Source organism: uncultured Traorella sp. (assembly GCF_944327115.1).
GTDB lineage: Bacteria > Bacillota_I > Bacilli_A > Erysipelotrichales > Erysipelotrichaceae > Traorella.
The window spans coordinates 1-22720 of the sequence record NZ_CALVGS010000033.1 but is presented as its reverse complement, the minus strand read 5'-3'; the positions used below and the strand labels follow the sequence as shown (position 1 = coordinate 22720).

Here is a 22720-nt window from a genome sequence, read left to right as displayed (position 1 = left end):
TATCTTCCTTATACTATTAAAAATCACTTTTCGTTCAAAATAAAATTCTAACTATCTAATCATAAATTTAAAGGATCAAAAAGAATAAATCTTTTTGATCCCTTAGAAAACGCTTTTTCATGAAGTCTATTCCGTTCGGATATGACTAAATAAAACCCCGATATTTACAATTCCGCTTACTCCGATCAAAACATAGATAATGTTTGTAAGCAAGCTATCTGAGAAAAGAAGAGTTACTAGATTTAAATTAAGAATTCCGATCAATCCCCAGTTAATGGCACCGATTACCGTTAAAACCAAACAGCTTTTTTGTATTGTTTCCATAAGTTCTCCTTAATCATAGTCTATCCCTGCAAGCAAACTTTATTCAAAACCATTGATTACTTTTTATGATGAGAGATTCCCGAAACAAATCCCAGCATCGTCATCATCACCACAAGTGAGCTTCCCCCATAAGAGAATAAGGGCAATGTGATACCGGTGACAGGAAACGCTCCTACGACGACACCGAGATTGATTCCGACCTGAATGGCAAACAATGAGATCATTCCGATCCCCACATATCCTTCAAAAGATGAATCAGCATGGATGCAGATTTCAACACCCTTATAAACGATCAAAAAAAACATGAAGATCAAAACTGCACCGCCAATAAAACCAAATTCTTCCGCAAAGATAGAAAAGATAAAATCGGTTTGCGGCTCCGGCAGATAAAACTGTTTCTGAATCGATGTATTAAAGCCCCTGCCTAACAATCCTCCCGGGGCAATGGCATAAAGCGACTGGATCATTTGAAAGCCGCTGCCTAAAGGATCCTTCCATGGGTCTAAAAATGAGGTGATCCTCTCTAAGCGATAAGGAGCTGAAAGAATCAAGGCAGCTAATGCACCGATTCCCATGATGCCCCCTTTGATAAAATAAGAATAGGGACAACCGGCAACAAAGACCATGACAACGATGCTGCAAAGCATGACGATTCCGCTGCCGAAATCCGGCTGCAGCATGATCAGTCCAAAACCACCTAAAACCAATAACAGAAGCGGAAATAAATCTTTGACAAAAGAAGATATTCTTTTTTTCTTTGATAAATAATGCGCACTAGTAAGGATCATCGCAAATTTTAAAAACTCTGATGGCTGTATATACAAGCTGGCTAACTTAAACCAGCTGCGTGACCCATTACGTTCTACTCCAATACCCGGAATCAGCACCAGCACCATTGCTGCTAATGTCAGTGCCATGATCCAGCGATGATATTTTTCTATCTTTTTTAAATGAATCTGTCCCGCTATTACATAACCGATACCACCAATACATGCGAAAATGATTTGTCGTTTGATAAAATAAGCACCATCTTGATATTTGAACTGTGCCCACATCAGTGAGGCACTGTAAACCTCCATTAATCCCAAAAGCATCACAGCAAAAACAAGAAGCGTAAAAAAAACCGTCTTTTTCCGGAACACAAGCCACCTCATCCTATTATATTCTTCCAGGAGCAGGAAAATGATTTCATGATCAAACCCTGACATGAACAAAAGCTATATAACACTAAAAAAACATAAAAAAAAGGACTGTTTCTTCTACAATCCTTCTTATTCAATAGGTTCCTGCCAGAATCTTCCTTCCAGCGTCTGCGTCTTGATGACATTAACAAAAGCATGCTCATCAATTTCATGAACCAGCTTCATAACAGCCTTGAGCTGTTCATTTGAAACAACCGTATAAAGCATTGTTACATTTTCCTTCAGATAACAGCCAATTCCCTCAAAACGGGTAACACCGTGATGCGTATAGACCAAAAGTTTCTCTTCAAGCTCATCCGCTTTGGTTGTCATGATATTCAACGTCACTTTTTTATATTTCACATGAAGCATATTTACGACCTGTGTCGAAACAAACTGGAAGATGATCGAATACAGGGCTGTATCCCAGCCAAACAAAGCACCTGCCACTACCAGCATGATCACATTGAAGCCAAGCACATAATTCCAGCTCTCCGTGTCAAAGCGTTTTGAGATATACATCGCCAAAAAGTCAGTACCTCCGGAGCTGGCGCCCCCTTTTAGCGTAAGCCCTATGGATGTTCCATTTAAGATACCGCCAAACACTGCGATCAGAAGTGGATCGATCGTCACCGTCCGCTGTGGAATGACATCGACCAGAAAACCTGATAGTGCGATGACACCGCATGAATACAGCGTAAACTTCTTGCCTACCATCTTAAAGCCAACCAATGCCGGGAAAAAATTCAACGTATAGTTTAAAATAGAATAAGGAATTTCAATCCCTGCAAACGTTTCAAATGAGCGCTGGATCAACACCGTCAATCCAGAAAAACCACCCGGAAACAGATTACCGGCTCTTACGATGATTTTGATATTGGCCGCCATGATCAGACTGCCAAGACATATGTAAAAAATTCTGAAAAATAAAGTTTTGAACCTTTTATTATCCATATCTATCTCCTGCATTTAAACATTTATTTTTGAATGGATCTCTTTTTCTACCAATTCAATGATCCTATCCTTTCTGAATTGAGAATGAATTTCATGACAGCGCTGCAGCTGCTTTCTGATCACTCTCTTATCAATCGGCAAAACACAGCTCCAGCACTGTGTGTATTTTTTCTGAACGATAGAATATTCTCCGAAAAAGATCGTTGTTTTCTCTTTATTTCCTTTGATATCTGCCACACAATAATAATTGATCCAGCAGCATGACGGATCTTTCATACTGATAGTAGGGAAAAGCAAGAGGCGATCATATTCGATAAGCACAGGTACTTTTTGACTATACCCATGTATCTTCTTGATCAGTTTCAGTGTCGGTAAAACAGGACGATAGTAAGCATGAGCCATCTGATACACCATCTTATTGACCCTGCACTTTGATTTCATGATCTTCACCTCATGGTTCTGTGTATAGATAATTTCACATCCGTTTTCATTTCCCATGATCATAAAAATATGCGTCATACTCATCCTTCCTCCTGATTCAGGGAAAGCTCACATTCTAGCGGCAGCCTGAGCAGTCAGACCCATGGCATCCCGAACAGGACTGGTTTGACATATTAGCTTCATAAACAAGCGTATCAATCACTAACGCTTCAATTTCAACCTTGGCATTTTTAGGCAGCGCCGCTACCTGAACACAGCTTCTTGCCGGATATGGCTTTTCAAAATACTGTGCATATACTTCATTAAACTTATCAAAATCACCTAAATCAGTCATAAATACCGTTGTTTTCACAACATGGCGCAATTCCAGATTCTGTGCAGCCAGAAGACGCTTCATATTTTCCAGACATGCCTTTGTCTGAAGTTCGATCGTTTCATCGATCTCATTGTTTTCATTGACAGGCAGCTGACCGCTGACATAAACAAAATCACCTAATTTAACGGCAGGTGAATAAGGGCCGATTGCTGCAGGACCGTTTTCTGCTTCAAAAGATTTAATAAACATAATTTCTCCTCTACCACTCCGGGTAATATTTTCCTATTCTCTCTTTCTTTTTAGTCTTCTTATGATGAAACAAGCTTCTCAAAAAAACAACCAGAAATAAGACAGGAACACACAGCAAGATCAATATTGATAAGAAATCACTTAAGTTTTCACTCATAACATTACCTCACTCGCTAGTATTATACACAAACTTGCACCAGATTTCCATATTTTGAAGTGCATAATGATGTAGTTTCGTACGACAATAACATCAGGAGGAAAGTTAATGAAAACAAAATCTGAAAACAAAAAAGAAAAGTTTGTAGCTGTTCGCAAAAATAGTGATGGCACATTAAAAGAATTTAAGACAAGTTCTGGCAAAGTGTATGACTATGAACAGGCTTTAGAAGCTGTAGAAGCCGGCAATATCGCCAATGCCCTGCCTTTTACAGGAAGAGATGGCGCTCGTCATATCCGTGGCGTTAACGACGGAGACGAAAATACAAATCTTTCCAAATTAAAAGAGTTCTAAAACCAAGAGGGGCTGTGGCCCCTCTTTTTAATTGATAAAACACTGATGATATCTTTGTATATCAAATCTGATACGAATGATAAGAAAAATCAAATTGAAAACAAAGATCAGAATGGTCATGATGCCTGCATAGCGAACAATCGTTATTAACTGATCCACTGAAGACGCCTGATGTATATAGCTAATACCAAAAACAAAGATGATACACAGCAATGCAGCCATGTTTCCAACAGCATTTATTTTATTTCCGGTAAACAAAAATAATAAACTTCCTAGAATAGATCCCTTCATAGATATGAAGTGAAAAAACATCTGGATCATGATATCTTTGATATCTGAAAAATGGCCAGAACAAGCAAAGCACATCTGTCAAAGAAAGCATGTTGGACGCTTTATCGATCAGCAAGTGAAAAAGCCTGTTCATAATTGAATTGATCAAATCACAGACCAGTAAAATATGGATATAAAGATCAATGAACAAAATAAATAGATCAACGATACTGCAAGCCTTCTTTTTTCATAGCTATCAAAAAATATATCCAGTTTTTTCATAGCCAGTCCTCACCCTTGATGACCTCTACACGACTTAATCCAGGATAATCCAGCTGACGCAGACATTCATAAACGATGATAGCTGCACAATTGGATAAATTTAAAGAACGGGCATCTGCCTTCATCGGCAAGCGCATGCAATGTTCTTTATCCTTACGTAATATTTCAAGAGGAATCCCGGTACTTTCTTTTCCCAGGATGAAGTAATGGTCCTTATCCTGCGTAAAGTCAAATTCACCAGGTGCTTTCTTTCCATAACGTGTTAAATAATAATAGTGGTCGCTGGGATTCTGTTCCACAAATTCTTCCCAATTTTGATAGACACGATAATCACAATTTGAAATATAGTCCATGCCGCTTCTTCTGATTGCTTTGATATCTAAAGAAAAGCCTAAGGGTTCGATCAGATGCAGATGGGCACCGGTGGCAGCACAGGTACGCATGATATTGCCGGTATTCTGAGGAATTTCCGGTTCATATAAAACAACATGAATCATCTTATTCACGCCCTTTCAGATATTCTACGCATTGCCGCAAAGCAATACCGCGATGAGATACAGCATTTTTCATCTCTTCACTTACATTCGCAAGGGTTGTCTGATATGGGGGATAATAAAAGATAGGATCATATCCAAAACCTTTATCTCCAAGAATACAGTCATTGATTTCACCACGCACGACCCCTTTATAGCTGGTAGCCGTCCCATCCTTTTCTACATAGCTGATGACACAGACAAACTGTGCACCGCGCTCTTTTCCTTTGACAGCATCAATAATATATTGATTCTTGATATCATAGCTCGTATCTTCACCCATGAAGCGGGCACTATAAACACCCGGAGCACCATCAAGGGCATCTACCATCAATCCGCTGTCATCGGCCATGACCGCACATCCCAAAGCCTGATGCAGGGTCATCGCTTTGATCATGCTGTTTTCCTCAAAGGTCTTTCCTGTTTCTTCGATTTTGATCTTTTCAGGAAGGTCCTTCAATGATTTTACCTGATATCCTAACGGCTCCAGCATTTCTTTAAATTCTTCAACCTTATGATCATTACTGGTTGCAATCAATATTTCCTTCATACAAAAACCTCCGCAAGTATTATAGCACATTCACATAACGGGCGTATAACTTTCTTACATCAGCCACTTTTTCAAGAGAAGCTTCATTTAAAGCATGCATGTCATGACAAACCAGCTTTTCGTTTTCATCATACAATACTTTTTCTTTACAACCATACAATGCACAAAGCTTTTCTATGATCTCACCTGTCACCGTCACTTCCCCGCTTTCTATTAATATATAGAGTTTTAAATCTATATGCAGATAACGGGCAACCTGACTGCTTGTTAACCTGCTGCCACGGCGAAGCTGTTTCATCCGAGTACCTATCATATCATCACCTCCACCATCATTCTAGCAATCAACATCACATTAATCTTGTTCAATTAAAAAAAACACTCCGAAGAGTGTCATATCAAATCATAGTGCAGGCAGGCCTGATAAATCCCGTCATGCGCACAATCCGCTGTAATATACGTGGCTTTTTCTTTGATTTCATCGATCGCATTCCCCATGGCAACACGATATGCGGCAAGTTCAAACATACTCAGATCGTTGTAGTTATCGCCCACAACCATGATTTCTTCTTTTTCAATTCCTTTCAAGCGCATCAATTCAGAAATACCTACTCCTTTATTCATACCCTTTAACACAACATCATAACCGGTTTCTGAACAACGTAAAAATGATAATCGTTTGGATTGACCGAAGACCTCTTCTATCTTTGATGGTGGAGCATTGATGCTGGCACTTTGCGGAAGATCACCCTTCAAATGACGGTCCTGCTTGGGACAGTCAAGAAAAGGAGTCAGACCTATATCGCTGTGAACCTGCCCTTCATACCAGTCAATTTTTTCTTTATGCTGGTAGATATAGACATGATCGATAAATTTCCATGCCAAACCGGCATCATATTGATGTGCAAATTCATTGATCTGATCTACATCTTCTCTTGTAAAGTCATGGCGAATGAGCACTTGCTGATCTGAATCGGCGATAACCGCTCCGTTAACAGCACAAATATAATCAAAATGCAGATCATTTAAAGCTTTCCCCAGACCGTAATGAACACGTCCGGTTGCGACCACAATCAAGATACCTTTTTCCTGAAGCCTTTTTAAAGTTTCTATCGTAGATGCATGCACACAATTATTGTAGTAATCAAATAAGGTGCCATCTACATCAAAGACACACATTTTAATCATGAGCCTTTTCCTTATAAAGGTAGGTATCCTTCAGCATTTCGATCTTTTGTTCATCAATATCATATTCTTCTTTTAGATAAGTTTTGAAATCTCCATATTTTGCGGCAATGGCCTTCATGGTAAATAACAGGTTTTCTTTGATGACACCAAAGATCTCGTCGGCTTTCGGCATATCTTCGTAATGTGCGATCACGCTCTTATTTCTTTCATAAAGATATACGTTGCTCATCATATAATCATCCATGATCACATCATCACTGACACCCAGTGTTTTTAATATCAGATAAGCACCGACCCCTGTCCGATCCTTCCCTGCCGAGCAGTGAAAAACAAAAGGCGTCTTTTTATCCAGCATCAGATCAAACATCGTTTTATAGGCTTCATTATCGAATGGAAGCTGGACATAGATACGTTTCATATAGGTAGAAAGTTCATTCGCATTGTCATCTTTTAAAAGAGCTCCCATATCAAAATTGCTGTCATATTCTTTATCATGAATAGCACTTCTATGATAATATCTGACACCTTCCAACACATCATCCGGGCAGCCTCTTACCTCATCGTCACTCCTGAAATCAAGGATTGCCTGAATTTTCAATTTCTTAAAATTCTCCTTTTTTTTCGGCGTATCTAAACGAATCGGCGAGCTTCGATAAAAACAGCCATATTTCACCTGACAGCCATCTTCATTCACAAAACCGCCGATATCTCTAAAATTCAAGATATCCATATCTGTGATCAGTGTTTCACCGACCGCTCTTGTTTCATCATCAAAGCAAACTTCATAAATAGGATGGAGCTCTGTTTCGTTTAAAGCAAGTTTTCCTTCATGAATAATCGTTGTCTGTTCTCCTGATTTGTGGATCTCATAACGTCCTTCTCTTTGTGGATCAAATATTAATGTATCTTTTTCTTTTACCAGTTTCATAATCAATCTCCTATTGTTACCATTATAATATTTTAGTAAAAAAAGTTCCATAAATTTTAAATTTAATTTTATTGAAATCATGACGAAATACTATATAATAATGAATATGATTGGAAGAGAGGTTATCAAATGATTCAATTGTTTGGATGTCCCCTTTCGATGGGGGCCAATGATGATGGCTTAAAAATAAGCTTAAAGTATCTTCAAGAAAATTATGGGTTGAAATTAAAAGTGTTGGATGAAATGATCACTGATGAAAAAGATCTGCCAAATTTAAAACACTTGAATAGCATTGTGAAAACATGTGATGCGATTGCGCAATACAGCTACCATGAGATCCTTCAGAAAAATGATTTTCCATTATTTATCGGTGGTGATCATGCGGCAGCTATGGGTACGGTATCGGCAGCTGCTGTACATTATGGAGAAATCGGACTGATCTGGGTGGATGCCCATACGGATATCAATACCGATCAGACAACGGTAACAGGTAATATTCATGGTATGCCGGTGGCTGCTTTATTAGGCATGGGTGAGAAAAGCTTGACCGGCTTTCTTAATGATAAGCCTAAGATCAAAGCAAGTAATGTTGTTTATATCGGATTGAGAGATGTTGATCCACCGGAAGCAGAATTTCTGAAGGAATTCAATATCAAGCATTTTGCCTATCAGGATGTAAAGGATAAAGGCTTGGATTTCTGTTTGAAGGAATGTGTTGATTATCTGTCCCATCTTAAACATGTACATGTAAGTTTTGATATCGATTCTGTGAATCCAAAGCTTTTACCGGGCGTTTCCGTACCTGTAAAAGATGGTTTTACGATTGAGGAAGCTTATCAGATATTAAGTGAATTCATCAATCGTTTGCCGGTATCGTCCATGGATATCGTCGAATACAATACCGTTCATGATAAGGAAGATATCACAGCTAAGTTTACGATTCAATTGATCGAGGATATGAAAAAATTATTAGAGAAGAAGTGCGAATTAAAATGGACCCTGTAAATAAGACACCAGAAAAAAAGGTATAAAACTGGAACCCTATATTACTGGGTTCTTTAATTATGGTAAACTATTGGAAAAGGAGTAAGGATTAAAATGGGTGTAAATAGATTCACGGCAGAACAGATTGAAAAATTAAAGAAAAATCCATATGTGGAAAGTGTTACGGATAAATATATCAATTATAGCAAAGCATTTAAAGAACTGTTCTGGAATGATTATCAAAATGGAATGGCACCTTTAGTAATCTTTAAAAATTATGGTTTTGATCCAGGCATTTTAGGTGCTAAGCGTAGAAATGGATTTGTTTATCGTATCAAACAGGAAGCGAAACGTCTGGAAGATTTAAAGATACTCGCAAAGGAAACAGTAGACGACCAATCACAAAAAATCTGACACCGGAAGAAGAAATCGCACGTCTTAAACACAAAAATAGAATTCTCAAGCAGGAGAATGATTTTTTAAAAAAAGTCAGATTTATCAACAAAAAGCAACTATCCAGGATACGAAAGACAAATCAGCAAGAGAAAAATACGAACTGATCAGCAGAACGATTCTTTCAAAAGAAAATACACTTACGGTGAGCACTTTATGTGAGATGACAGGCGTATCCAAAAGCGCTATTACGCATGGATAAATTCAAAAAAGAATCCTGAATCATACATGAACAGAAAAGAGGAACAGGATAGAAAGGATTTTGATTTAATACTGGAAGCTTATCGATATAAAGGAATCGCCAAAAGAAGAAGAGGCATCCGAATGAGGCTTCTGCATAAAGGAATCGTCATGAGCGAAAAGAAAATATCAAGATTGATGAAAAAGTTTCACCTTGTGTGTCCTATACGGAAAACGAACCCTTACAGAAGAATGATGAAAGCAATAAGATCCTCCAATTATGCTCAGAATCTGCTGGACAGGCATTTTGAAGATTATGGACCTGGATATGTTTTACTGACGGATATTACTTATTTCTACTTTTCACAGAAAAGGGTGAAAGCCTATCTGTCTGTCATCAAGGATGCTTATACGAAGCAGATACTGTCCTGGGTACTGTCGTTGTCAATTGAAGAGGATTTTGTTCTGGAAACACTACACCTACTATTTGAGAACCATAAGGACAGGATACATACAGATGCACTTATTCATTCGGATCAGGGTGCTCATTACACTTCAATACAATTCATTGAATTATTAAAGGACAAGAAAATCAGACAGTCCATGTCAAGGCGTGGGAACTGCTGGGACAATGCCCCGCAGGAATCTTTTTTTGGACATATGAAAGACGAGATTGGAGAATATTTCCAAAATATAGAAACATTTGAGGAAGTCAAGAAAATCATCGATGAATATATGGATTACTATAACAATGAAAGATATCAGTACAAATTGGCAAAGCTTTCTCCCAATGAATTCTATCAATATTATCAGACAGGCGACTATCCTTTGAAGGAATACATTGAAGAACCGGTCACAATTAAAGAGAAGATTGAAAAAATAAAGAATAAGTATGGTCAGGATTTCTCCAAAACAGAAGGCATTCTCTCTAGCAGCAGGTCGAGATCGATCTGAATAATTGATAATGCTTCGGCAGTGAACATAACAGTATTAGGCAGTGTATCTTCTTCTACAATATGATTATTTTTTAAAGAGCGCGACAAAATATGATCCACATCTGCAATCACCTTCTCATAGTTTTCAAGTTTGGATTTCAGATGATCGAAAGCTTCTTTGTCTTTTAAAATAGTTCCATCTGATAAATACGATTCACATCTGGTTTTCATAAAAACATCCTCCTATATTGATTCAACAGGAGGATGATCTTTTTTCACTTTTTCTCAAGACCTTTTTTCTTTTTGTACTTGACAAAGGTACCACTTTAATCTCTTTACCTATTTCATTCAATATTTTAAAACCATCTTTAAACTTCTGTTAAAGGAATTGTATGATTTTATATTTGAAATTAAATGTAATTTATTTCTTTCACTTTCACCGGAAATTATAGTATAGTTTTTTTTAATGTTAAGTTAATTTTTAAAGGTTTATTTGTACTTTTTAAGCTAAACTATTTTATAAAGTATAATGAAGATATAAAAGCAAAAAAAACCGAATAACTGTTCCATATAATATGAACATTATTCGGTTTTTTATTATGATTAAGATTAGTTTTTAATTCATATAATATTTATGATACCATTGTGCAAATGACTTAAGTCCATTTCTTAAACTAGTACTTGGTTTAAAGCCAAAATCTTGTTCAAGCGGTGTCACATCAGCATATGTTATAGGTACATCCCCAGGTTGCATTGGAACTAATTTTTTATGAGATTCAAAATCATAGTTCTTAGATAATACTCCTGCTTCAATAAGTTCTTCTTGAAGTATATTTACAAAATCTAACAGATTTTCAGGTTGATTATTACCTATATTATAAATTTTATATGGTGGTAATGGTAATCCATCTTCACCCTGCTGTTTATCAGGCGCTTTCTGCATAACACGAATAACCCCTTCAATAATATCATCAATATAAGTAAAATCACGCTTACAATTTCCATAGTTAAAAATACTTATGGTTTCATTATTAACTAATTTATTTGTAAATCCAAAGTATGCCATATCAGGTCTACCAGCAGGTCCGTATACTGTAAAAAATCTTAATCCAGTAGACGGGATATTATATAGCTTACTGTAAGCATGCGCCATTAATTCATTTGATTTTTTGGTTGCTGCATATAGTGATACTGGATTATCTACCTTATCATCTGTTGAATAAGGAATCTTTTTATTTGAACCATATACACTAGATGAGCTCGCATAAACAAGGTGTTTTACACCTTGCTGATTATTATCATAGGAATGCCTACATTCTTCTAGAATATTATAAAACCCAATTAAATTAGATTCAATGTAAGAATCAGGATTTGTTATTGAATATCTTACACCTGCCTGGGCAGCTAAATTCACGACAATTTCTGGTTTATATTCTTCAAATATATGATGCAGAGTATTTTTATCGGCAATATTACCTTTTATAAAAGTAAATTTGCTAAAATCACTTAATTCATTTAATCGATGTTGTTTTAACTTAACATCATAATAGTTATTCATATTATCTATACCAATAACTGTTGCATTAAAGTCATTCAATAATCTTTTACATAAATTTGATCCTATAAATCCTGCAGCCCCTGTAACTAAAACAATACTATTTTCTAATTTGATATTATACTCTAACATGATCTTAATCCCTTCTGAAAATATCTCTTGTATATACTTTATCTTTTACATCATCTAAACATGAATCATATCTATTGGCGATAATAGCATTACTCAATGATTTGAATTTATCTAAATCATTGACTACTAAACTTCCAAAGAATGTTTCTCCATCTTTTAAAGTTGGTTCGTAAACGATAACCTTAGCTCCTTTTGCTTTTACTCTCTTCATAACCCCTTGAATAGAGCTTTGACGGAAGTTATCTGAATTGGACTTCATTGTAAGACGATATACACCAATCGTTACCTCTTTCTCTTTTTCTTCATTCCAGCTATCATTTGCTCCATATGCTCCAGCAATCTCTAACACTCTGTCTGCGATAAAATCTTTTCTTGTTCGATTGCTTTCTACAATAGCTTCAATAAGATTTTGAGGAACATCATTATAATTGGCAAGAAGCTGCTTAGTATCTTTAGGAAGGCAATAACCACCATAACCAAAAGATGGATTATTATAATGAGAACCTATGCGTGGATCAAGACATACACCATCTATAATCTGCTTTGTATTCAATCCTTTCATTTCCGCATAGGTATCTAATTCATTAAAATAAGAAACTCTTAATGCTAGATAAGTATTTGCAAATAATTTAACTGCTTCTGCTTCAGTAAAACCCATGTATAAAGTATCAATATTTTCTTTTATGGCTCCTTCTTGAAGGAGAGAAGCAAATGTATGTGCAGCATCAACAAGTTTTTTATCATTCATATCTGTACCTACAATGATCCTTGAAGGATATAAATTATCATACAAAGCTTTTGATTCACGCAAAAATTCAGGACTAAATATAATATTTTTAGTATTATATTTTTTTCGAATATTTTCTGTATATCCAACAGGAATTGTTGATTTAATTACCATAATAGCGTTTGGATTCACGTCTAAAACAAGTTCAATAACATTTTCAACTGCACTAGTATCAAAGAAATTCTTTTTTGAGTCATAATTGGTTGGTGCAGCAATGATAATAAATTCAGCATCCTTATATGCTTTTTTTGCATCTAATGTTGCAATCAAATTTAACTTTTTCTTACTAAAAAAATCTTCAATTTCATTATCTTGAATTGGAGATTTTCTTTCATTAATCATATTTACTTTTTTTTCAATAATATCTACTAACATCACATCATGATGTTGTGACAATAAGGTTGCTATGCTTAATCCTACATAGCCTGCTCCTGCAACTGCTATTTTCATTCAATTTCCCCTTTCAATAATAGAGATTTTTCATTATCATTTTATGATAATTTTTTATATTTTAATAATTTTTTCATCACATTTCCATAAACAATATAATTGACAATTGTGAAGACAATAAGTGTTACTAAACATACTTTTATTGCCAAAATAATCCAACTGAAATATGAAATTTCATTCATACTGAATATTTGACAAATAAATATTGACAATATAAAAACAGTCACATCTACACACATATGTTTTGCATAATGATAAATTGGTCTTTGTATAATATGCTTGGATATATAAAAAACATAATAAAGAGTTCTATATGCCATCGATATAACTGTTCCTATAGCAACACCATTAAGTCCAAAATTCCATACTAAAACTGCAGAAATTATTATATTTAAAAACATTTCAATTAACGCACTAGCTTGTGTTTCTTTAAAATGTCCTGCCGCTAAAACAATCTGACTATATGGAAGTCTTAAACAGTAAAACATTTGCGCTATTGTAATCAAAAAGCCAAATAAAGGTACATTGTAATTAGCATCATTAATGCCACTAGTATATACTTTTACAAAGGGTACAATTAAAATTGCTGTTGCAGTAAACGAAAACGTTATTACACTATGTAAGAAAAATTCCGTTTTACTAAAAAAATGTTCTAACTCTTGAAAATTTTCTTTAGCTAATAAATTTCCCATTTTTGATTGCATTCCTGATGTTAATGATACAATTAGATTCTTAATACCTAATACAACCAATGAATAAACATTGTAAATTGAAACGTTTGTCAAAGTAGAAAATAATGTAAGAATGAATACATCTGTGTTTTGTAAGACAACAGAAGCGACATGCTGTAAAATACCATTCCATTTTTGTTTTATTGGTTCACCACTAAATTTATAATTATAATCAATATCATAATGTTTTTTTACATATAACATTAAAAAAAGAGGTCTTATAACATAAATTAAAGATGTCGTTAATTTTACAAATTGAATGTTTGCATTAAAATACATCATTAAGATAACGCTAAAAAACGTATTAAGAATTAAAGTTAAACTATTTAGAATCGAATTAATGTAAATTTTTTGATCAGCGTCAATAAGTGTTTGATTAACTATTCCAAAATAATATTGTGCTATTAAACTTATTGACATCGCAAGTATAAGAGAAACTGTATATAACCAGTCAAATTCATTTTCTACTCTTAATGGATATAATATACATAAAAATATGAGATAAATTAAAAATATAGAAATAAGTTTTTTGTAAAACCTTTTTGCAGAAATCATAATAGAACTTATTAATTCAAGATTTTTTTGTGCCAAAGGTGAATATAATGAAGCTTTTACAACTGCACTAATTCCTAAATCCATTAAACTAATAAAACCTAAAAATTGTGTTATTGAAGTAATTAATCCATTTACTTCAGATCCGTATGTAACTAAAAAGCATCTTGGTAAAATAAATCCACATATTATCGTAACAATTTGATTAATAAAAGAAGTCGTCGTATTCAATAAAAGCTTTTTATCTTTCATATACTTTTCTATCTATTTTGAAATTCTATAATACGTTTATCCACTATTTTACCATTTTTTATGCAAATTGAATTTTGGAGAACATCATTCTCTTCTCCTCTGCAAAATAAGTCAATATACTTACATACTTGTTCAGAGATACTTACTGATGTAGTTTTATAAAATAACGAAGGTGTATGATCAACTACATAATGCATTATCCCATCTACATAATAAAAAGGTGATTCAATCGTAGTAGGAACACTACTTTCAATTCCGCCATTTTTATCACAGCTAATGTCTATAATCATTGCATTAGTTTTCATCCTTTTTAAATCTTCTTTATAAACAATATGATCTGTTCTTTTGGTATCCCACAAAATAGCATTAACTATAACATCATAATTAGGTAATTCTTTTCTTAACAAACTTTCTGTTTTTCTTGAATAAATTGTGACGTCAGCTCCTAACAACGTTAAAATTTTTAAAGCACCAGTAGCAACATTTCCTCGACCCAATAATGCAACTTTTGTATTATAAGGCATCATTCCATAACATTGAAATGCATGCATAATAGCAGCCTCACCTGCTATTTCATTATTTCTCCAAAAAACATGTCTTCCATCTTCAAACATATCTTCCCAAGCATATGCAGTCAACTTATGTTCAATCAATTTATTTGTTATATCTTTATTTTGTACTGCATGAATCCAGCCAAAGATTATTTGATTATTAAGTATATCTAAATAATCAGCATCACCTATTTTAGGATCAACAATAACATCTTTTTTTAAAACTTCATCATGTGTTTCTATATGACAACCTAAGTCACATAGTTCTTGATCACTAAAGCCAATATCACAACCATACCCTTCTTCAAAATACAAACTACTTTTGTTTTTAATTTTTTTTATGTCATTAAGTACTAATGCTCTTCTTTTTTCATTTTCTTTTTTACTTATTGGAAAACCAATACTTTTCATAAAGTTTCCTCCTCATTTTTTAACTTAATAAGATTTCCAAAATATAAGTCTGTTTCAGGCAACAGATTATTATCGTATCCTCCTTGTGGGTAAAACGTAAATTCACCAAAATAGATACAACCATTACACTCATATAAATCTATACGAACAAATGGTATATTTTTTGATAACTTAGAAGCTATCTCAAACATTTCATCAATACAGTCAGGCTTTGGTATTGTAAAATTATCAGGTGCTTCTTTTCCTCGAACATTTAAGCGAAGGAGCTCCCAATTTTTATTAAAAAAGTAAAATTTAGTTTCATTTATATGTCTATCTAAACATACCATTACATTGTCCACATAACCATTAAAACAAAAAAATTTATAGTCTATTAGTCCTCCTGAGCTGTCTTCCAAATATTGTTCAGCAATAATTCTTGGTTTAACATTTTTATATGGCCATTCTCTAGACTTTAAATAATAATTCTCTTTTAATCCAGATTGTAGATTTTTTTTAACTTTATTTATATTTATATTATTTTTATTTTTACAAATATACATACCCTTTCCAGAGTTATGTGTACATTTTAATACAAACTGATTTGGTAATTTATCAAAATCAATATCATTTACATTTTCCCAAACTCCTAAAAGTGGAATGAGATATTTGTCACCTAGAATTTTTTTTATAATTGCTCTTACAGAAAACTTATCAACCAAAGTAGTATAGTAATTATTTTTATTATATAATTTCAACCATTGAAGTTTCTCATTAAAAGTTACTGGATTTTTTAAATCTAAATCTCTTTTAAAAATAGTTTTAAATTTTCTTTTTGAAAACTCTTCATCGCTTAAATTTGAATAAAATCCTCTATCAGATAAAACTTCAAATCTATAATCCGGATCATAAGCCATGCGATAAATTTTTTTTATTTTTGATATTGTATTCATTTTATTCACCAATTACCTTCATAAAATAATTTTTCCATTTTTCAACAATAATATCTTCTTTAAATTCTTCTGCTTTTTCTTTATTTTTAGTTGCAAAATAATCTCTTAATGCCATATCATCTATCATATTGATTATTTTTTTTGCCAAAGTTCTCGCATCGCCAACAGGGTATAATTCATCTTCAAGCAACAGTTCTTTGGGACCTCCACACGGACAATCTGTACATAGAATTGGCAATCCTTTAGCCATTGCTTCCATTACTGAATTTGGCATTCCTTCGTAATCTGATGACATTATGAATAAACAATAATTATCTAATACTTCATCAACATTAGATATAATTCCTTCAAAAATGACTCTATTAGCAAGACCCAGCTCTTGTACTTTGGTAATCAAAGATTCTTTTTCTTCACCTTCACCATAAATATGAAGATTATATTCTGTTTTATCTTTAATAATATTCATAGCATCTAACGCTACATAATAGTTTTTTTGTTTATTCAGCCTACCAACCATTACAATATCTTTTTTCGAATTACTTTCATTTGTTTTATAAAAATTTTGATTTACAGGATTATATATGATTTCAGATTTACTTGCAATTTTAGAATTAAAATAATCTCTTGCTTCTTTTGTCTGAAACACTATTCCGTCAGCAAATGTATATAGCGTTTTAGCTAATAAAGAAAATAGTTTAGTTGGATATTCTTTATTTGGATCATTTCTAACAGATACAATTGCTTTACAATCTAAAAAAGCACATGCAATAATATTTCTAAAATTTGCTTCAGCCATAAATGATAAGCAAATATCTGGTTTTATTTTTTTTATTAATTTTCTTAATTTTTTTGTTCTATAATAATTTTTTTTTATAAATGAATTATTATTCAGATCGTTTATATCAAGTATGTATCTTTTTATTCTTGAATTTAATTCATATTCTTCATCATCTAATTTAAAAGAATTAACCATTATAATCTCATTTTTTTGAGACAAGCTATTAGCCAAAATACTCATCACACGTTCCGCTCCACCCTTGCCAAGCGTATTAATATACAACATTATTTTCATAAACACTCTCTTTCCTATCCAACTGTATGCCTGAAACTTCTACAATATTATTATTTGCAATTTTATAATTTCTTACACTACCGGAATCATTTACAATTAAATTAAATATGAAAAAACACAATAAAACTATAATATAACATAATGTTACAATTCTTTTTTCTGGTAATTGATCAAAACTATATAATTCCAATGTATTTGGTATAATAATAACAATATAAAATTGAAAATATAACGCCAACCTATTTAATAAGCTAAAATTCAATGTATATAACTGCACTATTGTTCCTAATAAAAATAGGATAAAACAAAATTCTGTATCTTCTTTTGTTTTTCCTTCTCTTTTCATGATCATAACAAGTGAAATAGTTATAAGTAATAAAAATAGAAATAATTTTAATCCCTCTCCAGAAATAATTATATCATCATAAAATGGATAGAAATTTAATATTAAATATTCTATTAAAGGCTTACAAATAAAAGAAAGTAGAACTAAACCTATAATAATGTATTTTGAGTAACGAAGAAATGAATTCCAAAAATATTTTAATAAAATAAAAATTAAACTTATTATTGCGGTATTATGGAATGTACAAGAAAGTAAAGAGAAAACAATTGCTTTTTTATAATTATTTTCAATTAAAAAATGAACTGATAACAATGTCATGCTTAGTGCCATATATTGTCTGATCACTACATAAGACTGTGTATAAAATCCAAATAAAATATAAATTAATACACTTAAATAAAGTTTTTTAGAGTGCCTATATATAAAGAAAAGAATAGGAATATTAATAAATAAACTGGTAAAAAGATTATATGAAAATAAAGAGTCATTTATAATAGAAATTAACTTTGTAAATAATATATATCCTATTTCATATTCTCCATTATATACTGGAACTGATAAAAACTTTTTACTTTGAAAAAGGCTTATAAATATATCATAAAAAGTATAATTCTTTGTACTATCAAAAATTTTATAATATAATGATAAATCACTTCCTACACTATCTGCTCTGATAGACGAAAATAAAATCAATATAATTCCTGCAACTATTATGAAAGTTAAATTTCTTTTATTAAACCTAAAAATATTAGTTTTATCTATTAAAAGATAAGATCCAAATATTAAAATTAATATCAAAAAGTAAATGTACATATTTATCTTTCAATTTCCTTTCTTTGATTTTCTTCTAAGCATATCAAATGCAGGTATTTGTATGTTTAATAAATAAACTAAAATATTTGATTATAATTTAAATCATTTAGCATATGTTTTTTCTATAATATATTCTAACTTATTTAATAAATTCACCCTTTTAATAATATAATTGTTTTATTTTCTCGATATATTTATTTAGATTATTAATTTCCTTAAATCTTGCTTTAGTTTGAATAGAAAGTTTTAAATAGTAATTATTATTTTTTCTTAATTCTACTAAATATTCGGTAAGTTCATCATCCTTATCAGAATAAAAACCTGTTTTTCTTTGTTGTATTAATTCTATTAAACCATCTGTAGGAGTACTAACAATTGGCTTTCCTAAACACATAGCTTCAAGTGCACTCATAGGTGTTCCTTCATAAACAGAGGTCATTAATAATGTTTTGCTATTAAATAAATATGGATATGGATTTTTCTGATAACCTACTAGATAGATATTATTTTCTAAATTGTGAGTTTTTATATAGTTTAAACATTCTTGATACAATATTCCATTTCCAACAAAAACAGCTTTATATTCAGGAACTTTTTTTACTACATTATGGATAACTCTCATCGCTCTCAATGGATTTTTTTCTTTTGATAATCTTCCTAAATAAATACAATCAAAGTTTTCTTTCTGATCGGTTTTTATTTTTTCATATATTACATCAGGATTTATAGTATTCATTAGTATTTCACTTTTTTTATTTACAAATCTAGAAAACACATAATCATCTAAACAACTGTTTGAAACCCAAATGATTTTATTAAATTTAATAGAAGCTATCAAAAAAAGTATAGATTTGAGACTTACTTTTTTCATATTGTCATGATTGCCATGCACATGAGCTATAATCCTTTTATGAGAAAAAGAAAAAGCTGAAATAACACATGCTCCCGGATCATGAGCATGAATAATGTCAATTTGGTTTTTTATAATGATTTTTTTTAAATTTAAAGGGCTAAACTTTCCTAATATAGGAAGATATTTTATTCCATAATCATTTAATTTTTCTCTAATATCACCAAATGGACTACAATAAATCATACTAAATTCATTTTCTAACATCTTAATAATTTGACATACTACATTTTCAGCCCCACTAAAGACATTACTTTTTAAAACATGTAATACCTTCTTTTTTTTCATAAAATCTCCTTTATATATTTAATATATTTCCTTCATTTGTTCCATGATTTTTTTACAATCAATGCGATTCATTACTGTTGCTGAATAATCTTTTTTATACATATTTATATTTTTTATAATAAGTTTTTCAATTTTATTTAAATCATTGATTTCAAAAATATTATCCTCAATTAAATCTTTATTACCTCTTATATTGCTAACAATACAAGGCAGACCGCACGCCATCGCTTCCATTAACGCTACAGAAAGGCCTTCTCTTTTAGAAGGAAATATAAAAATATCACAAGATTTCATTATTTTAATAACATCATCTCTATATCCTAACAAATGCAGTCGATTTGTAACATTTAATTTCTTTGCTTGTTTAATGTATTCATCATATAATTTCCCTGTTCCACAAATTATATAATGAATACTTTCTGGCAAAGACGGTAATACGTCTATTACCACCTTATGATTTTTATTTTCATTAAGTTCTCCTACTGATAGTAGTAAAATTGAATCTTCTGGTATATTTAATTCATTACATAATTTCTTTTTATCGCCTTGAATAGAATCTATTTTTTCTAGATCAATTCCTACCCCCGGAACATATTCAACTCTTCCATTTTTCTTTAATTTAAATTTCTTTGCCGCTGTATAGTCTTCCTTATTAATTGTAATAAGAACATCAGTATATTTTGCTCCATATTTTTCTATATTTCTAAATACGAAGTTTTTAACTGAATTATTTCCTTTAAAAAAATGAAATCCGTGAGCAGTGTAAATCATCTTACAATTTTTATAGTTATTACTGTTCTTATTGGCTATTCTGCATATCAATCCACCAATAGGTGAATGACAATGAATTAAATCATAATTCATTTTATTAAGTAAATTCAATGTTTGTTTATATGATTCTTTTATGTTTTTTAAATCAGTAATTTTTCTTGAAACAGGAATATGATAATAGTCAACATTTAATCTGTCTAAATCATTTTTTAATTGCTCAATTTTTTCATTTGATATCGTACTTCCAAATTCAAAATTGCAAGCAACATCAACTTTATATCCTAGTTCTATCAACAATTTTATATTATTCATATTAAACTGTTGAATCATAGAAGCTACTGATGCATACATTAATGCACGTTTCATCAGCTGATCCCCTCCGTCAATCGAATCGATTCTTTGAAAGAATACTTATTGTAATCTTCTTTATATTCTGATAACTTTTTATCAATTGTTAAATTCCCAAATACTTTATTGATATATATCTGCTTGTTGAAAAGCTTGATAAATGGATTGAAGATTCCTGTAAACCATATCTTATGATTATGAATCTTTGCGATTTCTTTGATCATCTCTACACTGCTTACATATTCACGATTCTGTGGTAAGTAAATTCCACTTTCCTCGTTATCGATCATCAGTCGTATAAACTCAATCAGATTTCCTAGATAAAGCATGCTTCGTTGATTCCTAAGTGTAGGAAATATCGGTGTCTTTCTTGCAAATTTAGACATTAGTGGATAATTGCCTTTTGAGTTTGGACCATAAATCATGGGTGGTCGTACTATGACAACCTTGAAACTTTCATCTTCCAAAGGTCTTATCTTGATCTCCGCCTGCTTCTTGCTGTCACCATAGAAGTTGTCAGGAGTCAGTGGTGTATCTTTGGTGATAACTCTATCTTCACCAATTTTTCCACTACCATAAACAATAATAGAAGACATGAAAATGAACTGTTTTACACCTTCTTCTTTTGCTTTCTTTGCCGTTTCATAAGCTAAATCTGTATTGACCTGGTAATAAAGTTCTCTTTGACTCTCATCAGGAGTTGAGTGAGCTAATCCTGCCACATGATAAACCACATCATAAGATGAAAAATCATGATTTCTCCATTCATCATTTCTCATCTCCAATTCTTCAACCTCATACTTCTCAGGATATTTCAACAGCTCATCTCTGAAATGTGTTCCTATATAGCTCCCTTTACCGGTGATCAAAATCCTTTTCATGACTGTACCTCTTTCTTGAGCTCTCCTGTTCCTCCCTCAACCACTCCTTCATGCTTCAGCACAGAAGTGATCGTTCCAAAGAAACACTTACAGTCAAATAGAAAGCTCATTCTTTCTACATATTCACCATCTAATCTTGCTTTCACATCAATTTCCAGTTCATCTCTTCCATTGATCTGTGCCCACCCTGTTAGTCCCGGAAGAATATCATTGGCACCGTACTTATCTCTTTCTTCGATCAGATCATATTGATTCCATAAGGCAGGACGAGGACCAATGATCGACATATCTCCCTTTAAGATATTGATGATCTGAGGCAGCTCATCCAAGGATGTCTTTCTCAGTACTTTTCCGATTGAAGTAATATATTGCTCCGGATTAGCTAACAGATGTGTTGGTGTATCCTTAGGCGTATCGGTACGCATCGTTCTGAATTTCAAGATATTGAAATAGGTCTTATTCTTTCCCACTCGTTTCTGTTTAAAGAAAACAGGTCCTGGGGAAGTCATCTTTATAATCAGTGCAATAATTAAAAGCACCGGTGAAAGCACCACCAATCCTATTAGACTCAATATAAAATCAAGCACTCTTTTCAATCCATTTCGATACATTTTCCCATTCCTTTCCCACATAAAAAAACATACATCTTTCAGTATGTTTCC

At 32.3% G+C, this 22720-nt stretch carries 28 protein-coding genes; 4 read left to right on the top strand and 24 right to left on the bottom strand.

Features of this window, described 5'->3' with window-relative positions; translation table 11 throughout:
* Nucleotides 1-126: 126 nt before the first annotated feature.
* From Q0K35_RS02555 to Q0K35_RS02530, 6 genes are all read right to left on the bottom strand, one after another.
* A complete protein-coding gene (locus Q0K35_RS02555; protein WP_294561107.1) occupies nt 127-324 on the bottom strand; it encodes a DUF378 domain-containing protein in 198 nt (65 codons plus the stop codon).
* 56 nt (nt 325-380) lie between these two features.
* On the bottom strand, nt 381-1466 hold the full coding sequence (gene ftsW, locus Q0K35_RS02550; RefSeq protein ID WP_294561106.1) for a putative lipid II flippase FtsW: 1086 nt from the start codon (nt 1464-1466) through the stop codon (nt 381-383).
* 129 nt (nt 1467-1595) lie between these two features.
* Nucleotides 1596-2459: a YitT family protein gene (locus Q0K35_RS02545; RefSeq protein ID WP_294561105.1), complete on the bottom strand. Its 864-nt coding sequence runs from the start codon at nt 2457-2459 to the stop codon at nt 1596-1598.
* 15 nt (nt 2460-2474) lie between these two features.
* Nucleotides 2475-2984 (bottom strand): competence protein ComK, encoded by a 510-nt coding sequence (locus tag Q0K35_RS02540; RefSeq protein ID WP_294561104.1) that lies wholly within the window; start codon nt 2982-2984, stop codon nt 2475-2477.
* Nucleotides 2985-3015: 31 nt separating this feature from the next.
* Complete coding sequence (locus Q0K35_RS02535) at nt 3016-3465, bottom strand: Rid family detoxifying hydrolase (protein WP_294561103.1); 450 nt, start codon at nt 3463-3465, stop codon at nt 3016-3018.
* 10 nt (nt 3466-3475) lie between these two features.
* A complete protein-coding gene (locus tag Q0K35_RS02530) occupies nt 3476-3622 on the bottom strand; it encodes a hypothetical protein (RefSeq protein ID WP_294561102.1) in 147 nt (48 codons plus the stop codon).
* Between the two features lie 108 nt (nt 3623-3730).
* Between Q0K35_RS02530 and Q0K35_RS02525 the strand changes: the two genes are divergently transcribed.
* Nucleotides 3731-3976 carry a DUF3892 domain-containing protein gene (locus Q0K35_RS02525; RefSeq protein ID WP_294561101.1) on the top strand — a complete coding sequence of 82 codons (246 nt, stop codon included), beginning with the start codon at nt 3731-3733 and terminating at the stop codon, nt 3974-3976.
* A gap of 27 nt (nt 3977-4003) precedes the next feature.
* On the opposite strand, the gene Q0K35_RS02520 is transcribed toward Q0K35_RS02525, so the two are convergent.
* The 6 genes from Q0K35_RS02520 to Q0K35_RS02495 form a co-directional block, all read right to left on the bottom strand.
* Nucleotides 4004-4234, bottom strand: a complete 231-nt coding sequence (locus Q0K35_RS02520) for a hypothetical protein (RefSeq protein WP_294561100.1) — start codon at nt 4232-4234, stop codon at nt 4004-4006.
* A 290-nt stretch (nt 4235-4524) separates the two neighbouring features.
* Nucleotides 4525-5025, bottom strand: coding sequence for a tRNA (cytidine(34)-2'-O)-methyltransferase (locus Q0K35_RS02515; RefSeq protein ID WP_294561099.1), 501 nt, complete (start codon nt 5023-5025; stop codon nt 4525-4527).
* Nucleotide 5026: 1 nt separating this feature from the next.
* Nucleotides 5027-5611 (bottom strand): RdgB/HAM1 family non-canonical purine NTP pyrophosphatase, encoded by a 585-nt coding sequence (rdgB, locus tag Q0K35_RS02510; RefSeq protein ID WP_294561098.1) that lies wholly within the window; start codon nt 5609-5611, stop codon nt 5027-5029.
* Between the two features lie 19 nt (nt 5612-5630).
* Entirely contained in the window at nt 5631-5924 is a 294-nt protein-coding gene (locus Q0K35_RS02505) for a helix-turn-helix transcriptional regulator (RefSeq protein ID WP_294561097.1), read from the bottom strand.
* Between the two features lie 77 nt (nt 5925-6001).
* Nucleotides 6002-6796, bottom strand: coding sequence for a Cof-type HAD-IIB family hydrolase (locus tag Q0K35_RS02500; RefSeq protein ID WP_294561096.1), 795 nt, complete (start codon nt 6794-6796; stop codon nt 6002-6004).
* Nucleotides 6789-7724, bottom strand: a complete 936-nt coding sequence (locus Q0K35_RS02495; protein ID WP_294561095.1) for a tyrosine-protein phosphatase — start codon at nt 7722-7724, stop codon at nt 6789-6791. The genes Q0K35_RS02500 and Q0K35_RS02495 overlap by 8 nt, the downstream gene beginning before the upstream one ends.
* Nucleotides 7725-7853: 129 nt before the next feature.
* Between Q0K35_RS02495 and Q0K35_RS02490 the strand changes: the two genes are divergently transcribed.
* The 3 genes from Q0K35_RS02490 (at nt 7854) to Q0K35_RS02480 (ending at nt 10295) form a co-directional block, all read left to right on the top strand.
* Nucleotides 7854-8729 (top strand): arginase, encoded by an 876-nt coding sequence (locus tag Q0K35_RS02490; protein WP_294561094.1) that lies wholly within the window; start codon nt 7854-7856, stop codon nt 8727-8729.
* Nucleotides 8730-8822: 93 nt separating this feature from the next.
* A complete protein-coding gene (locus tag Q0K35_RS02485) occupies nt 8823-9122 on the top strand; it encodes an HTH domain-containing protein (RefSeq protein WP_294561093.1) in 300 nt (99 codons plus the stop codon).
* Nucleotides 9123-9335: 213 nt separating this feature from the next.
* Nucleotides 9336-10295, top strand: a complete 960-nt coding sequence (locus Q0K35_RS02480) for an IS3 family transposase (RefSeq protein ID WP_294561117.1) — start codon at nt 9336-9338, stop codon at nt 10293-10295.
* Here Q0K35_RS02480 and Q0K35_RS02475 read toward each other — a convergent pair.
* The 12 genes from Q0K35_RS02475 to Q0K35_RS02420 form a co-directional block, all read right to left on the bottom strand.
* Nucleotides 10238-10507 carry a hypothetical protein gene (locus Q0K35_RS02475; RefSeq protein WP_294561092.1) on the bottom strand — a complete coding sequence of 90 codons (270 nt, stop codon included), beginning with the start codon at nt 10505-10507 and terminating at the stop codon, nt 10238-10240. The two genes, Q0K35_RS02480 and Q0K35_RS02475, sit on opposite strands and share 58 nt — an antisense overlap.
* 385 nt (nt 10508-10892) lie before the next feature.
* On the bottom strand, nt 10893-11963 hold the full coding sequence (locus Q0K35_RS02470) for an NAD-dependent epimerase/dehydratase family protein (protein WP_294561091.1): 1071 nt from the start codon (nt 11961-11963) through the stop codon (nt 10893-10895).
* A gap of 4 nt (nt 11964-11967) precedes the next feature.
* Nucleotides 11968-13200, bottom strand: a complete 1233-nt coding sequence (locus tag Q0K35_RS02465) for a nucleotide sugar dehydrogenase (protein WP_294561090.1) — start codon at nt 13198-13200, stop codon at nt 11968-11970.
* A gap of 41 nt (nt 13201-13241) precedes the next feature.
* Complete coding sequence (locus Q0K35_RS02460) at nt 13242-14735, bottom strand: polysaccharide biosynthesis C-terminal domain-containing protein (RefSeq protein WP_294561089.1); 1494 nt, start codon at nt 14733-14735, stop codon at nt 13242-13244.
* An 8-nt stretch (nt 14736-14743) separates the two neighbouring features.
* Nucleotides 14744-15697, bottom strand: a complete 954-nt coding sequence (locus Q0K35_RS02455; RefSeq protein ID WP_294561088.1) for a N(5)-(carboxyethyl)ornithine synthase — start codon at nt 15695-15697, stop codon at nt 14744-14746.
* Nucleotides 15694-16629: an ATP-grasp fold amidoligase family protein gene (locus Q0K35_RS02450; RefSeq protein ID WP_294561087.1), complete on the bottom strand. Its 936-nt coding sequence runs from the start codon at nt 16627-16629 to the stop codon at nt 15694-15696. Before Q0K35_RS02450 ends, Q0K35_RS02455 begins: the two co-directional genes overlap by 4 nt.
* Before the next feature lies 1 nt (nt 16630).
* Complete coding sequence (locus Q0K35_RS02445) at nt 16631-17701, bottom strand: glycosyltransferase (protein WP_294561086.1); 1071 nt, start codon at nt 17699-17701, stop codon at nt 16631-16633.
* Nucleotides 17679-18860 carry an EpsG family protein gene (locus Q0K35_RS02440; protein ID WP_294561085.1) on the bottom strand — a complete coding sequence of 394 codons (1182 nt, stop codon included), beginning with the start codon at nt 18858-18860 and terminating at the stop codon, nt 17679-17681. Before Q0K35_RS02440 ends, Q0K35_RS02445 begins: the two co-directional genes overlap by 23 nt.
* Before the next feature lie 160 nt (nt 18861-19020).
* Nucleotides 19021-20058 (bottom strand): glycosyltransferase, encoded by a 1038-nt coding sequence (locus Q0K35_RS02435; RefSeq protein WP_294561084.1) that lies wholly within the window; start codon nt 20056-20058, stop codon nt 19021-19023.
* A gap of 18 nt (nt 20059-20076) precedes the next feature.
* A complete protein-coding gene (locus Q0K35_RS02430; protein WP_294561083.1) occupies nt 20077-21195 on the bottom strand; it encodes a glycosyltransferase in 1119 nt (372 codons plus the stop codon).
* Nucleotides 21195-22058 (bottom strand): NAD-dependent epimerase/dehydratase family protein, encoded by an 864-nt coding sequence (locus Q0K35_RS02425; protein ID WP_294561082.1) that lies wholly within the window; start codon nt 22056-22058, stop codon nt 21195-21197. The genes Q0K35_RS02430 and Q0K35_RS02425 overlap by 1 nt, the downstream gene beginning before the upstream one ends.
* A complete protein-coding gene (locus Q0K35_RS02420; RefSeq protein ID WP_294561116.1) occupies nt 22055-22669 on the bottom strand; it encodes a sugar transferase in 615 nt (204 codons plus the stop codon). Before Q0K35_RS02420 ends, Q0K35_RS02425 begins: the two co-directional genes overlap by 4 nt.
* Nucleotides 22670-22720: the final 51 nt, after the last annotated feature.

Coding starts and splice junctions, on each gene's coding strand:
- Q0K35_RS02555 (WP_294561107.1), bottom strand. CDS start 324: ATGGAAACAATACAAAAAAGCTGTTTGGTTTTAACGGTAATCGGTGCC.
- Q0K35_RS02545 (WP_294561105.1), bottom strand. CDS start 2,459: ATGGATAATAAAAGGTTCAAAACTTTATTTTTCAGAATTTTTTACATA.
- Q0K35_RS02540 (WP_294561104.1), bottom strand. CDS start 2,984: ATGAGTATGACGCATATTTTTATGATCATGGGAAATGAAAACGGATGT.
- Q0K35_RS02535 (WP_294561103.1), bottom strand. CDS start 3,465: ATGTTTATTAAATCTTTTGAAGCAGAAAACGGTCCTGCAGCAATCGGC.
- Q0K35_RS02530 (WP_294561102.1), bottom strand. CDS start 3,622: ATGAGTGAAAACTTAAGTGATTTCTTATCAATATTGATCTTGCTGTGT.
- Q0K35_RS02525 (WP_294561101.1), top strand. CDS start 3,731: ATGAAAACAAAATCTGAAAACAAAAAAGAAAAGTTTGTAGCTGTTCGC.
- Q0K35_RS02515 (WP_294561099.1), bottom strand. CDS start 5,025: ATGATTCATGTTGTTTTATATGAACCGGAAATTCCTCAGAATACCGGC.
- rdgB (WP_294561098.1), bottom strand. CDS start 5,611: ATGAAGGAAATATTGATTGCAACCAGTAATGATCATAAGGTTGAAGAA.
- Q0K35_RS02505 (WP_294561097.1), bottom strand. CDS start 5,924: ATGATAGGTACTCGGATGAAACAGCTTCGCCGTGGCAGCAGGTTAACA.
- Q0K35_RS02500 (WP_294561096.1), bottom strand. CDS start 6,796: ATGATTAAAATGTGTGTCTTTGATGTAGATGGCACCTTATTTGATTAC.
- Q0K35_RS02495 (WP_294561095.1), bottom strand. CDS start 7,724: ATGAAACTGGTAAAAGAAAAAGATACATTAATATTTGATCCACAAAGA.
- Q0K35_RS02490 (WP_294561094.1), top strand. CDS start 7,854: ATGATTCAATTGTTTGGATGTCCCCTTTCGATGGGGGCCAATGATGAT.
- Q0K35_RS02485 (WP_294561093.1), top strand. CDS start 8,823: ATGGGTGTAAATAGATTCACGGCAGAACAGATTGAAAAATTAAAGAAA.
- Q0K35_RS02475 (WP_294561092.1), bottom strand. CDS start 10,507: ATGAAAACCAGATGTGAATCGTATTTATCAGATGGAACTATTTTAAAA.
- Q0K35_RS02470 (WP_294561091.1), bottom strand. CDS start 11,963: ATGTTAGAGTATAATATCAAATTAGAAAATAGTATTGTTTTAGTTACA.
- Q0K35_RS02465 (WP_294561090.1), bottom strand. CDS start 13,200: ATGAAAATAGCAGTTGCAGGAGCAGGCTATGTAGGATTAAGCATAGCA.
- Q0K35_RS02460 (WP_294561089.1), bottom strand. CDS start 14,735: ATGAAAGATAAAAAGCTTTTATTGAATACGACGACTTCTTTTATTAAT.
- Q0K35_RS02455 (WP_294561088.1), bottom strand. CDS start 15,697: ATGAAAAGTATTGGTTTTCCAATAAGTAAAAAAGAAAATGAAAAAAGA.
- Q0K35_RS02450 (WP_294561087.1), bottom strand. CDS start 16,629: ATGAATACAATATCAAAAATAAAAAAAATTTATCGCATGGCTTATGAT.
- Q0K35_RS02445 (WP_294561086.1), bottom strand. CDS start 17,701: ATGAAAATAATGTTGTATATTAATACGCTTGGCAAGGGTGGAGCGGAA.
- Q0K35_RS02440 (WP_294561085.1), bottom strand. CDS start 18,860: ATGTACATTTACTTTTTGATATTAATTTTAATATTTGGATCTTATCTT.
- Q0K35_RS02435 (WP_294561084.1), bottom strand. CDS start 20,058: ATGAAAAAAAAGAAGGTATTACATGTTTTAAAAAGTAATGTCTTTAGT.
- Q0K35_RS02430 (WP_294561083.1), bottom strand. CDS start 21,195: ATGAAACGTGCATTAATGTATGCATCAGTAGCTTCTATGATTCAACAG.
- Q0K35_RS02425 (WP_294561082.1), bottom strand. CDS start 22,058: ATGAAAAGGATTTTGATCACCGGTAAAGGGAGCTATATAGGAACACAT.
- Q0K35_RS02420 (WP_294561116.1), bottom strand. CDS start 22,669: ATGTATCGAAATGGATTGAAAAGAGTGCTTGATTTTATATTGAGTCTA.